This is a genomic window from Sphingomonas sp. RS2018, assembly GCF_054489605.1.
Genome location: NZ_JBTMWL010000005.1, coordinates 88,138 through 101,693, shown reverse-complemented (window position 1 = coordinate 101,693; position 13,556 = coordinate 88,138). Strand labels below are relative to the sequence as shown.

General features: G+C 69.0%; 13 protein-coding genes. 7 read left to right on the top strand and 6 right to left on the bottom strand.

The features are described from left to right. Positions 1–11: 11 nt before the first annotated feature. Complete coding sequence (locus ACX40P_RS14210) at positions 12–1,208, top strand: penicillin-binding protein activator (RefSeq protein ID WP_459127018.1); 1,197 nt, start codon at positions 12–14, stop codon at positions 1,206–1,208. Here the strand turns inward: ACX40P_RS14210 and hemW are convergent. Further along, positions 1,205–2,329: a radical SAM family heme chaperone HemW gene (gene hemW, locus ACX40P_RS14205; RefSeq protein WP_459127017.1), complete on the bottom strand. Its 1,125-nt coding sequence runs from the start codon at positions 2,327–2,329 to the stop codon at positions 1,205–1,207. The two genes, ACX40P_RS14210 and hemW, sit on opposite strands and share 4 nt — an antisense overlap. Before the next feature lie 153 nt (positions 2,330–2,482). Here hemW and ACX40P_RS14200 point away from each other — a divergent pair, with 153 nt between their 5' ends. Then, a complete protein-coding gene (locus ACX40P_RS14200; RefSeq protein ID WP_459127016.1) occupies positions 2,483–2,737 on the top strand; it encodes a hypothetical protein in 255 nt (84 codons plus the stop codon). A 142-nt stretch (positions 2,738–2,879) separates the two neighbouring features. On the opposite strand, the gene ACX40P_RS14195 is transcribed toward ACX40P_RS14200, so the two are convergent. From ACX40P_RS14195 to rph, 3 genes are all read right to left on the bottom strand, one after another. Then, the gene (locus ACX40P_RS14195) at positions 2,880–4,406 is read right to left on the bottom strand and encodes a tetratricopeptide repeat-containing sulfotransferase family protein (RefSeq protein WP_459127015.1); all 1,527 of its coding nucleotides are present in this window, start codon (positions 4,404–4,406) and stop codon (positions 2,880–2,882) included. A gap of 105 nt (positions 4,407–4,511) precedes the next feature. Continuing rightward, on the bottom strand, positions 4,512–5,141 hold the full coding sequence (gene rdgB / locus ACX40P_RS14190; RefSeq protein ID WP_459127014.1) for an RdgB/HAM1 family non-canonical purine NTP pyrophosphatase: 630 nt from the start codon (positions 5,139–5,141) through the stop codon (positions 4,512–4,514). Continuing rightward, positions 5,138–5,854, bottom strand: a complete 717-nt coding sequence (rph, locus tag ACX40P_RS14185; protein WP_459127013.1) for a ribonuclease PH — start codon at positions 5,852–5,854, stop codon at positions 5,138–5,140. The genes rdgB and rph overlap by 4 nt, the downstream gene beginning before the upstream one ends. 64 nt (positions 5,855–5,918) lie before the next feature. On the opposite strand from rph, the gene ACX40P_RS14180 reads away from it, so the two are divergent. From ACX40P_RS14180 to ACX40P_RS14165, 4 genes are all read left to right on the top strand, one after another. After that, positions 5,919–6,416, top strand: a complete 498-nt coding sequence (locus ACX40P_RS14180; protein WP_459127012.1) for a DUF6438 domain-containing protein — start codon at positions 5,919–5,921, stop codon at positions 6,414–6,416. 193 nt (positions 6,417–6,609) lie between these two features. Further along, positions 6,610–7,650 carry a heat-inducible transcriptional repressor HrcA gene (hrcA, locus tag ACX40P_RS14175; RefSeq protein ID WP_459127076.1) on the top strand — a complete coding sequence of 347 codons (1,041 nt, stop codon included), beginning with the start codon at positions 6,610–6,612 and terminating at the stop codon, positions 7,648–7,650. A 30-nt stretch (positions 7,651–7,680) separates the two neighbouring features. Next, a complete protein-coding gene (gene grpE / locus ACX40P_RS14170) occupies positions 7,681–8,232 on the top strand; it encodes a nucleotide exchange factor GrpE (protein ID WP_459127011.1) in 552 nt (183 codons plus the stop codon). Between the two features lie 138 nt (positions 8,233–8,370). After that, positions 8,371–11,118: a [protein-PII] uridylyltransferase gene (locus tag ACX40P_RS14165; RefSeq protein WP_459127010.1), complete on the top strand. Its 2,748-nt coding sequence runs from the start codon at positions 8,371–8,373 to the stop codon at positions 11,116–11,118. An 8-nt stretch (positions 11,119–11,126) separates the two neighbouring features. On the opposite strand, the gene ACX40P_RS14160 is transcribed toward ACX40P_RS14165, so the two are convergent. Together ACX40P_RS14160 and ACX40P_RS14155 are read right to left on the bottom strand one after the other, a co-directional pair. Next, positions 11,127–12,014 carry an SDR family oxidoreductase gene (locus tag ACX40P_RS14160; protein ID WP_459127009.1) on the bottom strand — a complete coding sequence of 296 codons (888 nt, stop codon included), beginning with the start codon at positions 12,012–12,014 and terminating at the stop codon, positions 11,127–11,129. Positions 12,015–12,319: 305 nt separating this feature from the next. After that, the gene (locus ACX40P_RS14155) at positions 12,320–12,592 is read right to left on the bottom strand and encodes a hypothetical protein (RefSeq protein ID WP_459127008.1); all 273 of its coding nucleotides are present in this window, start codon (positions 12,590–12,592) and stop codon (positions 12,320–12,322) included. 175 nt (positions 12,593–12,767) lie between these two features. Here ACX40P_RS14155 and ACX40P_RS14150 point away from each other — a divergent pair, with 175 nt between their 5' ends. Then, positions 12,768–13,493 (top strand): Crp/Fnr family transcriptional regulator, encoded by a 726-nt coding sequence (locus ACX40P_RS14150; protein WP_459127007.1) that lies wholly within the window; start codon positions 12,768–12,770, stop codon positions 13,491–13,493. The last annotated feature ends 63 nt before the right edge of the window (positions 13,494–13,556 follow it).

Here is a 13,556-nt window from a genome sequence, read left to right as displayed (position 1 = left end):
AGGGGATAGCTATGGTCGAGGCAGTACGGCGGCTGCAACCGCGCAGTGCAATGTGGCGGGGTCTGGCACTGGCCTGCGCCGCGCTGGTCAGCGCCTGTTCGACGATCGTGCCGCGCACGACCGCCCCGCCGCCCGCCCCGCCGCGCGAGGCGCCGCGCCCGGTGACGCCCGGTCCGATCCGCCCCGGCATCCCCGAGGATACGCAACGCCACCGCGTCGCGCTGCTCGTGCCGCTGTCGGGCAGCAACGGCGCGGTCGGGCGCAGCCTCGCCAACGCGACCCAGCTCGCGCTGCTCGACCTCAACAATCAGCAGGTCCGCATCACCAACTACGACACCGCCGGTGGTGCCGCCGCGGCGGCGCAGCGCGCCATCGCCGACGGCGCGCGGCTGATCCTAGGGCCGTTGCTCGCCGACGACGTCCGCGCGGTCACGCCGATCGCCCGCGCGGCGCGGGTGCCGGTGCTCAGCTTCTCCAACGATGCCGGGGTCGCCGGCAACGGGGCGTATCTGATGGGCTACGCCCCCGCCCAGTCGATCGAGCGCGTGGTGGACTATGCGCGCAAGGGCGGCATCACCCAGTTCGCCGGCCTGATGCCAACCGGCCTGTACGGCCAGCGCGCCTCCACCGCCTTCCTGCGCGCGGTCGAGCGGGCCGGCGGCACGGTCACCTCGGTCCAGACCTACGATCGTGGTGCGATCGCCGCCGCGGTCGGCCGGATCGGTCGCAACGCGCCCTATCAGGCGGTGCTGATCGCCGACAGCGCCGGCACCGCCAGCCTCGCCGTGCCGGCGCTCCGCCGCAACGGCGGCGGCGGCGCGCGCGTCCTCGGGACCGAGCTGTGGAACGCCGATGCCGGCGTTGGCGCCAACCCGGCGTTGCAGGGCGCATGGTTCGCCAGCGTCTCCGACACGCTCTTCCGCCAATATGCCGCCAAATATCGCAGCCGCTTCGGCACGACACCCTATCGCCTGTCGAGCCTTGGCTATGACGCGGTGCTGCTCACCGTCCGCATCGCCCGCGACTGGCGGGTGGGGGATGCCTTCCCCGAGACGAAGCTGACCGATCGCGACGGCTTCGCCGGGCTGGACGGCGCGTTCCGCTTCGGCCGCGACGGCCTCGCCGAACGCGCGCTGGAGGTGCAGGAGATCAAGGGCGGCGCGACGACGACGGTTTCGCCGGCCCCGCAGGGCTTCGGCGGGCGTTAGTCCCGCGCCACCAGCGGCAGGATCGAATCGAGCAGCAATATCCCCGCATCGGTCGTCGCGATCCGGTCGCCGCTGCGGGTCATCAGCCCCTGCGCGACCAGCCGCTCGACCGCGGCGGTATCGACCCGGTCGGGATCGGCGACGATCCCCTCGGCCATGCGCAGCCCCATCACCAGCGTCTCGTGCCCGCGCTGTATCGGGTCCAGCGGCTCCTCGCTCTGGATGCCGTGGCCGTTGCGGGCCACCGCGGCCAGCCAATTCTCCGGCTTGCGATGCCGCACCGTCGCCAGCCCGGCCCGCCGCCCATGCGCACCGGGACCGACGCCGGCATAGTCGCGGTAGCGCCAGTAGGTCAGGTTGTGCCGGCTCTCCGCCCCCGGCCGCGCATGGTTCGACACCTCGTAGCGCGGCAGGCCGGCGGTGCGCGTCATCGCCTGCGTCGTCTCGAACAGGTCGGCGGCGGTATCGCCATCGGGGATCCTCAGGTCGCCCTTCGCCGCCAGCGTCGCGAAGCGCGTCCCCGGCTCGATCGTCAGCTGATAGAGCGACAGATGCTCGGTGCCATAGGACAACGCCCGGGCCAGCTCACGCTCCCACTCCGCAAGCCCCTGCCCCGGCCGCGCATAGATCAGGTCGAAGCTGACCCGCGCAAACGCCCGCTGCGCCACATCGAGCGCCGCCAGCCCTTCCTCCACATCATGCGCCCGCCCCAGAAAGCGCAGCGCCGCATCGTCCAGCGCCTGCAAGCCCAGCGACACCCGGTTCACTCCCGCCGCCGCCAGATCGCCGAACCGCGCCGCCTCGACCGAGGACGGGTTCGCCTCCAGCGTAATCTCGATCCCGTCGGCGAAGCCCCACGCCCGTTCGGCCGCATCCAGCACCGCCGCGACCGTCTCGGGCGGCATCAGCGACGGCGTACCGCCACCGAAGAAGATCGACGCCAGCCGCCGCCCGGGCAACAGCGCCGCCTCATGCGCCACATCGGCGACCAGCGCCGCCCGCCACGCCGCTTGGTCGACGTCCTCGCGGACATGGCTGTTGAAGTCGCAGTACGGGCATTTCGACACGCAGAACGGCCAGTGGACGTACAGCGCCAGATCGTCGGTGTGCGGTCGGGTCATGCCGGCGGCGCTATGCGCGCATCCGCCGTGAAAGTCATCGCCGACCGCCCGGCCACGAAGCCCACAAGAATTTCTTTCCTATGATATCGGTCGGAGTTCGCTAGACCGTGACCGCATCCGCGTGCCGGATGAAGACACATCGAAAGGGTAATCATGAAGAAGTTCGCCATCACCACCGCGGTTGCCGTCGCCGCCCTGTCGCTCGCCGCCTGCGGTGGCAACAGCACCACCGAGAATACGACGCTCGGCAACGACATCGTCCTGAACGACAGCGACGTGCTCAGCGACAACCTGACCGCGGTCGACACGCTGGGCAACGACACCGCACTGGCGCTGGACAATGCGACGGACGCGTCGGCGAACACGCTCGATGCCGCCGGCAACGACGTGCTGAACACGGCGAACTGAGCCACGGGCAAGCTGATCTATCGACGTACGTAGCGAGGCTAGCTTCTCCTACCCCGTAAGTGGGATATGATCGCACTGCCTGGAAGCTCCATAGACAGGCCCACTCACCGGCCCGGCGCCCTAGCGGCGTCGGGCCGTTCTTTCATACCGCTGGATAGCCGAACGCCGTTATATAGGGCGCGAGCACCGGCGCGACCGGCGCCACCTGCGCCTCGTATCGCCGCCACCGCGCCAGCGCGCTGCGATACAGCGGCTGACCGACCTGCAACCGACTCGGCGTCGATACGAACCGGCCCGCCGCGCGCTCGTGGAAGCGGGTCAGCGCCTCGTCCCACTCCAGCCCGGCCGTCGCCAGTGCCGGACGCAGCGTGCCCTCGAAATCCTCGACCAGATCCTCGTAGCGCACCTCGCACCACCTCAGGCTCAGCATCGGCCGCACCGCCAGCCACCAGTCCATCACCGCGGCATAGAATCGCGCGGTCGCGGTCCAGTCGAGCAGATGCGCGGTCGCGGCACTCGGCGGCATTTGCTGCATATAGGCGCTGATGCATGCGTCGCGCGGGTCGCGGACCATGAAGATCACGCGCGCGTCGGGGAAGATCGTGCTGATGAAGCCCATCTCGATCGTGTTCATCGTGAACTTGTCGACGAACACCGGCCCCGCGACCGCCGCCTCCCCGAACCGCCCGCGCGCCGCCGCCCAATAGGCGTCGCGCAGGCGAGCGACGCCATCGACATCCAGACCGGCAAGCTTCGCCGGTATAGACCGCGGCGACGGGTCGAGCATGTGCAGCGCGCCAATCGCCGCCTGCACCAGCGGTGCCTCGTCCGCGACGAACGCGCGCGGATGGCTGGCGAGGATCTGCTGCATCATCGTCGTGCCCGAGCGGAAGAAGCCCACGACGAACACCGGCGGCGCCCGGTCGCCGAACGCGTGTCCGGCGAAGCGCGCCATCAACTCGGGCGTATAGCCGGCCCGCGCCTCATCCAGCACGCGTGGGATCAGCGCGCGGTCGAGCGCGGCGAGGTCCGGCACCTGTGGCGCGATCCGCTCCGCCGCCGCCAGCGCCGCGAAGGCGTCGGCATGCGCCCCGCGCCGGTCGAGGATCGCGGCGCGCAGCTTGTGCGCGCGATACGCTTCGCGCGGCGGTGGGGCCACGGCGAGCAACCCGTCGAGCCGCGCCGATGCCGCGTCATCCATCTTCGCATCATGTTCGAGGCTGGCGAGCAGCAGCGTCGCCGCCGGGTTCGCGCCCGCCAGTGCCGCCGCCGCCTGCCCCGCCTTCAGCGCATCGGCGGGCCGGTTGAGCTGGCCGAGTGCCGTTGCGCGAATATAGGCGATCTGCGGATTGCGCGGGTCCGCGCGCAGCAGCACGTCGATCACCTCCAGCGACTCGGCGACCGCCGTCAGCCGCTGCAGCTCCACGGCGATCGCGATGGCCGGCGCACGGGCCGGCGCGGTCGGCGATCGCGCGAGCCGCAGTGCAACGTCCTTCAATACCGCGACGCCCTCCAGCTGTTCGCCGCTCGCGCACAGCGCCTGCCCCAGCCAGCTGCGCACGCGCACGTCGCCCGGTTTCTCCGCCACCGCCATGCGAAACCAGCGCACCGCCTCCGCCGGCCGCCGCGCCTGCGCCGCCTGCACCCCCAACGCTACCGAATCGGCCATCGCCCCACCCCTTCCACTCGGATGGGTAGCGATGGGACCATCCGGATGCGAGACATGGCATTTACGGCCGATCTCGATCCGGGAAACCGTGCAACGGCGTGCGATCTAAAACACCGCCGCGACCAGCTGCCCGAATGCATCGGCACGGTGGCTCACCGAATGCTTCACGTCGGGATCGATCTCGCCGAACGTCGCATCGTCGCCATCGCGCACGAACATCGCGTCATAACCGAAACCATGCGTGCCGCGCGGCGGCCACACCAGCGTGCCATCGACGCGCCCCTCGAACCACTCGACGTGCCCGTCGGGCCACGCCAGCGCCAGCGCGCAGACGAAATGCGCATTGCGCGACACGTCCGGCCCCGCCGCCGCGATGCGATCGTTGACCAGCTGCATGGCCAGCCCGAAATCCTTGTCCGGTCCGCCCCAGCGCGCCGAGAAGATGCCCGGATCGCCGTTCAGCGCCTCGACGCACAGCCCGCTGTCGTCGCTCAACGCCGGCAGGCCCGACAGGTCGGCCGCCTGCAACGCCTTCAGCTCGGCATTCGCGACGAAGGTCGTGCCGGTTTCCTCGGGCTCGGGCAGGTCCAGCTCGGCCGCCGACACCACGTCCATGCCATAGGGCGCCAGCAGCGCGCGGATTTCCCGGACCTTGCCCTCGTTGTGGCTGGCGATGACGAGCTTGCCGGGTTTCAGCTTCCGGATCGCCTGTGGCTCCTTGCCCTCGCCGCTCATCGCCCGGTCGCCCGATCCTGCGCCGCGAAGATCTGCGAACAGCCGATCCGCGCGAGCCGCAGCAGCCGCAGCAGTTCCTCCTCGTCGAACGTCGCGCCTTCCGCGGTCGCCTGCACCTCGGCCAGCTTGCCGTCGCCGGTCAGCACGAAGTTCGCATCCGCCATCGCGTTCGAATCCTCGGGATAATCGAGGTCGAGAACCGGCGTGCCCTCATAGATGCCGCAGCTGATCGCCGCGACCTTCTTCACGATCGGATCGGTGGTCAGCTTGCCGCTCTGCAGCAACCCGTCGACCGCCATGCGCAGCGCGACCCAGGCGCCCGAGATCGCCGCGGTGCGCGTGCCGCCGTCCGCCTGGATCACGTCGCAATCCAGCACCACCTGGCGCTCGCCCAGCAGCTTCAGGTCGGTGACCGCGCGCAACGATCGACCGATCAGCCGCTGGATCTCCTGCGTGCGCCCCGACTGCTTGCCCTTCGCCGCCTCGCGGCTCCCGCGCGTGTGCGTGGCGCGCGGCAGCATGCCGTATTCGGCGGTCACCCAGCCTTCGCCACGCCCGCGCAGGAACGGCGGCACCTTCTCCTCGATGCTGGCGGTCACCAGCACCTTGGTATCGCCGAAGCCGATCAGCACCGATCCTTCGGCATGTCGGGTGAAGTTCGGCTGGATGGTGATGGCGCGCATTTCGTCGGGCGCACGGCCGGAGGGTCGCATAAGTATCTCCTGTGATCGCGGACGGACCTAGACGCCCGCCGCCGCCCGCGCCAGTGTGCCCCGCATGATCCGCTACTTCCTGCCGCTGCTTGCGCTCGCCGCCTGCTCGCCCGTCCCCCGTCCCGACACCGCCGGGTCGAAGCCCGTCGCGATCGAGGCGGACTCGATCCGCTACGCGACCGCCCCGTGTTTCGGCACCTGCCCGGTCTATTCGGTCACCGTCCGCCCGGACGGCGTCGGCACCTTCGTCGGTACGCAGCACACCGCCGTCATCGGCGAGCGGAGCTTCCGTCTGAGCCGCGCGCAGTACGACGCGCTCGCCGCGAAACTCGCCCCCTATCGCCCCGAAAGCGGCGAGCGCCGGATATCCCACGGCTCGCCCGACTGCGGCAACGCGCCCACCGACATGCCGAGCGCCGAGGTAACTTGGACCCGCGCGATCGGCGACAGCATGTCGCTCTATTTCTACTATGGCTGTGCAGCGAACAACCAAGCACTGTCCGCCGCCCTGCGCGACGCCCCTGCGATGCTGCCGATCGGCGCGTTCATCGGAAAGCGTTGACCCGCTTCGTTGCGGCGCTCCCAGCAAATTCGCTACCGTGCTCCCGCGCAGGCGGGAGCCCAGAGCCACAGGCGTCGCGCGTTGTAACCCTGGGCTCCCGCCTTCGCGGGAGCACGGCTTGGGTAAGAACCCGGTGCTGGTCGAAAGCGGGAAAGCGTTGAGGGCACCGCCCGCCCGTCCTACATCGTCGGGCATGTCGCCGACGATCCCTGAGCTGACCGACCGCGCGCGCGACGTGTTCCGCATCGTCGTCCAGAGCTATCTCGACACCGGCGCGCCGGTGGGATCGAAGACGATCGCGCAGGTTTCGGGGCTCAGCCTGTCGCCCGCTTCGATCCGCGGGGTGATGCAGGATCTGGAGGTCGCCGGCCTGCTTGCCGCCCCGCACACCTCCGCCGGGCGGATGCCGACCGACACCGGCCTGCGCCTCTTCGTCGACGGCATGATGCACGCGGTCGCCCCCTCCGAGCATGAGCGCGCGGCGATCGGCGCGAGCGCGGCGCAGCGGGGCCCTGTCGAGGAGGCGATCGCCGCCACCACCGCGGCGCTATCCGGTCTGTCGGCCTGCGCCGGCCTCGTCCTCGTCCCAAAGCGCGAGCCGCGCCTGCGCCAGTTCGGCTTTCTGCCGCTCGGCGGCAACCGCGCACTCGCGGTGCTGGTGGGGGAGGACGGCTCGGTCGAAAACCGCGTCGTCGACCTGCCGCACGCGATGGACGCCTCCGCGCTGACGGCTGCGGCCAATTATCTGACCGCGATGCTGGCCGGCACGACCCTGACCGAGGCGGGCGCGCGGATCGCGCACGAGATCGCCGATGGCCGCATCGCGCTCGACCAGGCGGCACGCACCCTCGTCGAACGCGGCCTCGCGGTCTGGAGCGAGGACGGCGGCAGCCGGCCCGTCCTCATCGTGCGCGGACAGGCCAATCTCATAGATCCGCAAGCCGCCGCCGACCTCGACCGTGTCCGTGGCCTGCTCGACGAGTTGGAGGGCAAGGAGGAGATCGCCCGCCTGCTCGAAACCGCGCGTGGGTCGGACGCCGCACGCATCTTCATCGGTGCCGAATCCCGGCTGTTCGCGCTCAGCGGATCGTCGGTGATCGCCCAGCCGGTGCGCGCGCTCGACGGTCAGGTGGTCGGCGTCGTCGGCGTGATCGGCCCGACGCGGTTGAACTATGCGCGGGTCGTGCCCATGGTGGATTTCACGGCCGCGACGCTGGCACGACTGCTGGCGTGACGCGCACCAATCACTGAGAAACGGACGAGTATGAGCGACGAGACGAACACGCCCGAAACCGAGACCGCGGACCTGCGCGAAGAGACGGCGGAAGCCGCACCCGAGGTTGCGCAGACCGATCGCATCGCCGCGCTCGAGGCCGAGGTGGCCGAGGCGAAGGCCGCGACCCTCTATGCCCGCGCCGACGCGCAGAACATGATCCGCCGCGCCGAGAAGGAGGCCGCGGATTCGCGCGCCTATGCCGTCACCGGCTTCGCGCGCGACCTGCTGTCCGTCGCCGACAACCTCGCCCGCGGCCTTGCCGCCATCCCCGCCGACCTGCGCGAGGACGAGAAGATGAAGGGCCTCGTCACCGGGCTCGAGGCGACCGGCCGCGAACTTGACAGCGTCTTCTCCCGCCACGGCATAAGCAAGATCACCGCAATCGGCGAGCGCCTCGACCCCAACCGCCACCAGGCGATGTTCGAGGTCCCGACCAAGGACGCGGAGGCCGGCACCATCGTGCAGGAGATGCAGTCGGGCTATATGCTGAAGGACCGCCTGCTCCGCCCGGCGCTCGTGGGCGTGGCGAAGGGCGAATAATATCCTCCCCGGCACGGGGAGGGGGACCGCGCAGCGGTGGAGGGGGCGTGCCACGGGCGATGCGTTCGCGGCGATCCCCCTCCACCAGCGTCGCTGGTTCCCCTCCCCGTCCCGGAGAGGATCGGGTAACCGGGGAAGATGACCAATTTCGACCATCTCTCGAACAAACGCGGCCTGATCGACCGGCGGATCGTCGCGGAGGATCTCGTTCGGATTCCCGACGGCGACGCCGCCGCGATGCGCCTCGCAGCGACGACACGGCTGAAGATCGCGCTCGACGCCGGGCGGGCGGAGATCGCCGCGCGGCTGGCCATTCACCCGTCGCGCGGGCTGGATGCGGCGAACGCGGGCGCCTTCCTCACCGATCGCGTGCTGCGCCTGTTGTGGGATTTCACCACCCAGCGCCTCTATCGCAACACCAACCCCACCGCCGCCGAGCGTATGACGCTGGTCGCGGTCGGCGGCTACGGGCGTGGCGAAATGGCGCCGCATTCCGACATCGACATCGGCTTCCTCACCCCCTGGAAACAGACCGGCTGGAGCGAGCAGGTCATCGAATCGATGCTCTATTCGCTGTGGGACATGGGGCTGAAGGTCGGCCATTCGTCGCGCTCGCTCGACGACATGGTGCGCCAGGCGAAGGCCGACGTGACGATCCGCACCGCCCTGCTGGAGGGGCGCTACGTCTGGGGCGATGCGGAGCTGTACGACGAAGCGATCCGCCGCTTCCGCACCGAGGTGCAGGCCGACACCGCCAGCAATTTCATCGCCGAGAAGCTCGCCGAGCGCGATGTGCGCCACAAGAAGATGGGCGACAGCCGCTACGTCGTCGAACCCAATGTGAAGGAGGGCAAGGGGGGCCTGCGCGATCTCCACACGCTCTTCTGGATCGGCAAATACGCCTATCATGTCGAGCGCGCGGCGCAGCTGGTCGATGCCGGGCTCTTCACCCGCGAGGAATATCGCCGCTTCCACCGCGCCGACAATTTCCTGTGGGCGGTGCGCTGTCACCTGCACCAGATCGCCGGGCGTCACGAGGACCGCCTGACCTTCGACATGCAGCGCGAGATCGCCGAGCGGATGCGCTTCACCGACCGGCCCGGCAAGTCGAAGGTCGAGCGCTTCATGCAGATGTACTTCCTGCAGGCGAAGGCGGTCGGCGACCTGACCGGCGTCTTCGTCGCGCACATCGACGAAAAGTTCGCCGCACGCGGACGTCGCTTCGGCCTTCCGACGATCCGCCGCCGCCCGTCCAAGCTGCATGGCTTCGTGCTCGATCGCGGGCGCATGGCGCTGCCGTCCGACGACTTCCTTCAGGCCGATCCCGTCCGCCTGATCGAGATGTTCACGCTCGCCGAACAACATGCGCTGGAGATCCACCCGCTCGCGATGCGCGCCGCCGCGCGCGATGCGCGGCTGGCGGACGGGGTGCGCAACGATCCGCGCGCGAACGACCTGTTCCTCGACCTGCTGTGCGGACGCAACAACCCCGAGATGGTGCTGCGCTGGATGAACGAGGCGGGGGTGTTCGGCCGCTTCGTGCCCGATTTCGGCCGCGTCGTGGCGCAGATGCAGTTCGACATGTACCACCACTACACCGTCGACGAACACACTATCCGCGCCATCGGCCTGCTGTCGCGCATCGAGAAGGGCGAGTTGCGCGAGGATCATCCGCTGTCGTCGGCGATCTTCGATCAGATCGTCTCGCGCCGCGCGCTGTATGTCGCCGTTCTGCTGCATGACATCGCCAAGGGGCGCGGCGGCGACCATTCGATCCTGGGTGCCGCGGTCGCCGAACGGCTCTGCCCACGCTTCGGCCTGACCGCGGCGGAGACCGAAACCGTGGCGTGGCTCGTACGCTGGCACCTGCTGATGTCCGCTACCGCGTTCAAGCGCGACCTGAGCGACTTCAAGACCATCCTCGACTTCGCGCAGGCCGTGCAGTCGCCGCAGCGGCTGATGATGCTGATGGTGCTGACCGTCGTCGATATCCGCGCGGTCGGCCCCGGCGTCTGGAACGGGTGGAAGCGCCAGCTGCTCCAGAACCTCTATGAAGCCGCGGAGGAGGTACTGCGCCTCGGCCACAAGCAGCGCGGTCGTGGCGAGCGCGTCGCCGCCAAGCAGGCCGATCTCGCCACCGCCCTCGGCTGGGACGAGACGCGAATGGCGGCGCTGCGCCGTGAGTTGCCCGAGAGCTACTGGGTCGCGGAGCCCCCCGAAGTGCTGGAGGCCAACGTTCGCCTGATTGACGGCGCGGGCAGCGAGCCGCTGTCGATCGCGGCCGTGCCCGACCCGGCGCAGGGCGCAACGCTCGTCACCGTCTACGCCAGCGATCACCCGGGGCTGTTCTACCGCATTGCCGGCGCGATCCACGCCGCCGGCGGCAACATCATCGACGCGCGTATCCACACCACGCGCACCGGCATGGCGCTCGACAATTTCGTGGTGCAGGACGCGCTCGGGCGCCCGTTCGCCGACGACGGCCAGCTCGCGCGCATCCGCATGAGCATCGCCGACGCGCTCGCCAACCGCATTCCGCTACGGGACCGGCTGAAGGCCAAGGCGCCGCCGCGTCCCCGCGCCGACGCCTTCCGCGTTCACGCCAACGTGCTGATCGACAACGCCGCCTCCAACCGCTTCACCGTGGTGGAGGTCAACGCCCGCGACCGCCCCGCGCTGCTCCACCATCTGGCGCATGCGCTGTTCCAGTCGAAGGTCACGATCCACTCCGCCCATGTCGCCACCTATGGCGAACGCGCGGTCGACACCTTTTATGTGACCGACCTAATCGGCGACAAGATCGACGGCACCGCGCGAGTGAAGGCGGTGGAAAAGCGCCTGATCGACGCGGCGACCGGCGACGGGGACATGTCGGCGGCGGCGTGAGGCGCGCCTCATCCGAATGCATCGCGACGCTGCCGCGCCCATGTCGCGATACTGGTCGGGACGAAGCCGGGCAGCGATCCTGGTTCCTGCACCCCCGCCAGTATCCGGTCGGCGTCGTCGGGATGGTCGCGAAAATAGCGGAACTTGGACGCGATGCGGGCGCCCATGCCCGGTCCCATCGCCGCATCCACGTCCCGCTCGAAGACATCCAGCGGCTCGGCGCGATAGGCGATGGTCTTGCCCAGCCCGATCGTCAGGCGCGCCGCAAGTTCGTCGCCGGTCACGCTCTCCGGCCCGGCGATGCGGTGGTCGCCGCCGAAACGGTCCTGCTCCAGCAACATGACCGCCGCCAGCGCGCAGTCGTCCACGCAAGTCCACGCGATGCGCTGGCCGACTGAGATTGGCGGGGAGAACAATCCACGCTCCGCGATATCGGCACGGGCGGACGGTTTCAGCAGATTATCGAGATACATGGTCGGCCGCACGATCGCGAAGGGTATGCCGGCCCGCCCGACCAGCGCCTCGACCGCAGCATTCGCGACGAAGCTCGGCTCGCTGCACGGTCGAGCACGGCTGGCGCTGGCCAATTTGAGAACGAGCGAACCGACGCCGGCGTGACGCAGCGTGTCGAGCGCGTGTCCGATCTGCCGGACCATGACCGACTCCGCGGCCGTCGGCACCTGCACCACGGCGTGCGCGCACCCCTGCGCCGCCGCGCGCAGGCTGGCCGGATCGTCCAGGTCGCCGATCGCGACATCGGATGCCGGGGGCGCCCCGCGTGGCGGCGTGCGGATCAGCGCGCGGACGACATGTCCGCGAAGTCGGGCCGCCCGGACGACGGCGCTTCCCTGATCGCCATTGGCGAGAAAGACGAGGATGGGACCGGATACCGGCATCGATATTCTCCTGCGATGGCCTGCCGGAGAGCGACGTCGTGACGGCACCCGGACAGACCCGATGATGCCTTGCGGCACCGGGACTGTCGGGGGTTCACGGCATGGGCCGGAACAGAGCCTCCCGTCAGGAAGGGGCGCGGGCCTACCCAGACCGAGCCTGCCATTTTCGACGCGGTCGCTTATAGCCTCGCGATGAGCCGAGGCAACGCGATTTGGCCGGAGAGGCCGATCGGCCACGTTACGGTGTGACGTCGCGGCGTGCGCATTACCCCGCGTGCTGCGACGCTGGCCTTAGCGAGAATCGCTCACGCGGACACGTCGGCGCGCAGGCTGAGCGACAGCCGTTCCAACAATTCGGCGGAACTGCGCGTCGGCAGGGCCGTCTGACTGTCGGCCAGCGCGACGTTCGTATCGATGGCGATGCCGACGATGCCGATCGCGTCCTCGGTGCTGATCGCCCCGCGTGCGATCAGTTCGTGCAGCAGGCTTTCGATCAGCAGATACGCTGCATAGCCGTACGGTAACGGCGACTGCCCCACATCGTTCGAAAGCACCGCGTCGGCGTCGTTGTCGTTCATCGGAAAGCTCGCTCTCTCAGGCGGAAGCTTGAAACACTTCCAGCCGTCGAGGCCTGAAAACGCGGTCGACGATGGCCTCCCCATACCCGACCCGCAAAATTAATCTACAATCCATATTATCAATTTATAATATCGGTATGATTTCGCGAGACGGACCGCTGTGCAAAGATAGGAGATGAACCGATTTATCGACAAGTTGAACCGGCTCGTGCCGCTGGACGATGTCGATATCGCCGCGCTGACCGCCGCGACCGCACATCCTAGGACATGGCCGCGACTGCGCGATATTATTCGGGAGGGCGATCGGCCGGGTCCGGTCATCATTCTGACCGCAGGCTGGGCCTGCCGCTACAAGGTGCTGCCGGGTGGCACGCGTCAGATCATGGCGTTCATGATGCCGGGCGATTCTTGCGATCTCCACGCCGGGCTGCTCGCCGAAATGGATCACAGCATCCAGACGCTGACACCGGCGTCGGTCGTCATGATCGATCGCGAGACGATGGACGGTCTGATCGACGCCAGCCCCCGAATCGCCCGCGCGATGTACGTCTCGCAACTGGTGGACGAAGGTACGCTGCGCGCCTGGATCGTCAGCATGGGCCGGCGCACCAGCCGCGAACGGATCGCGCACCTGATGTGCGAATTGCATGTGCGTGCGCGCAATTCCGGCACGATCGAGAGCGACGATCAGCCGATCCCGCTGTCGCAGGTCGTGCTGGCGGACGCGGTCGGACTGACCCCGGTCCACGTCAACCGGATCCTGCGTGAACTGCGCGAAGAGGGTGCGATGACGCTGCAACGCGGCAGCCTGGTGATCGCCGACATCGGTCGCCTCGCCCGTATCGCCGGGTTCGACGAGAATTATCTGCACCGTAAACGGCGGCTGGCGGCGCGGGGCTAAACGCGCGGCCCGGGAGCGGGACGACGCTTGCGCTCTACCGCAAGGTCATCCCGCTCGCAGGGT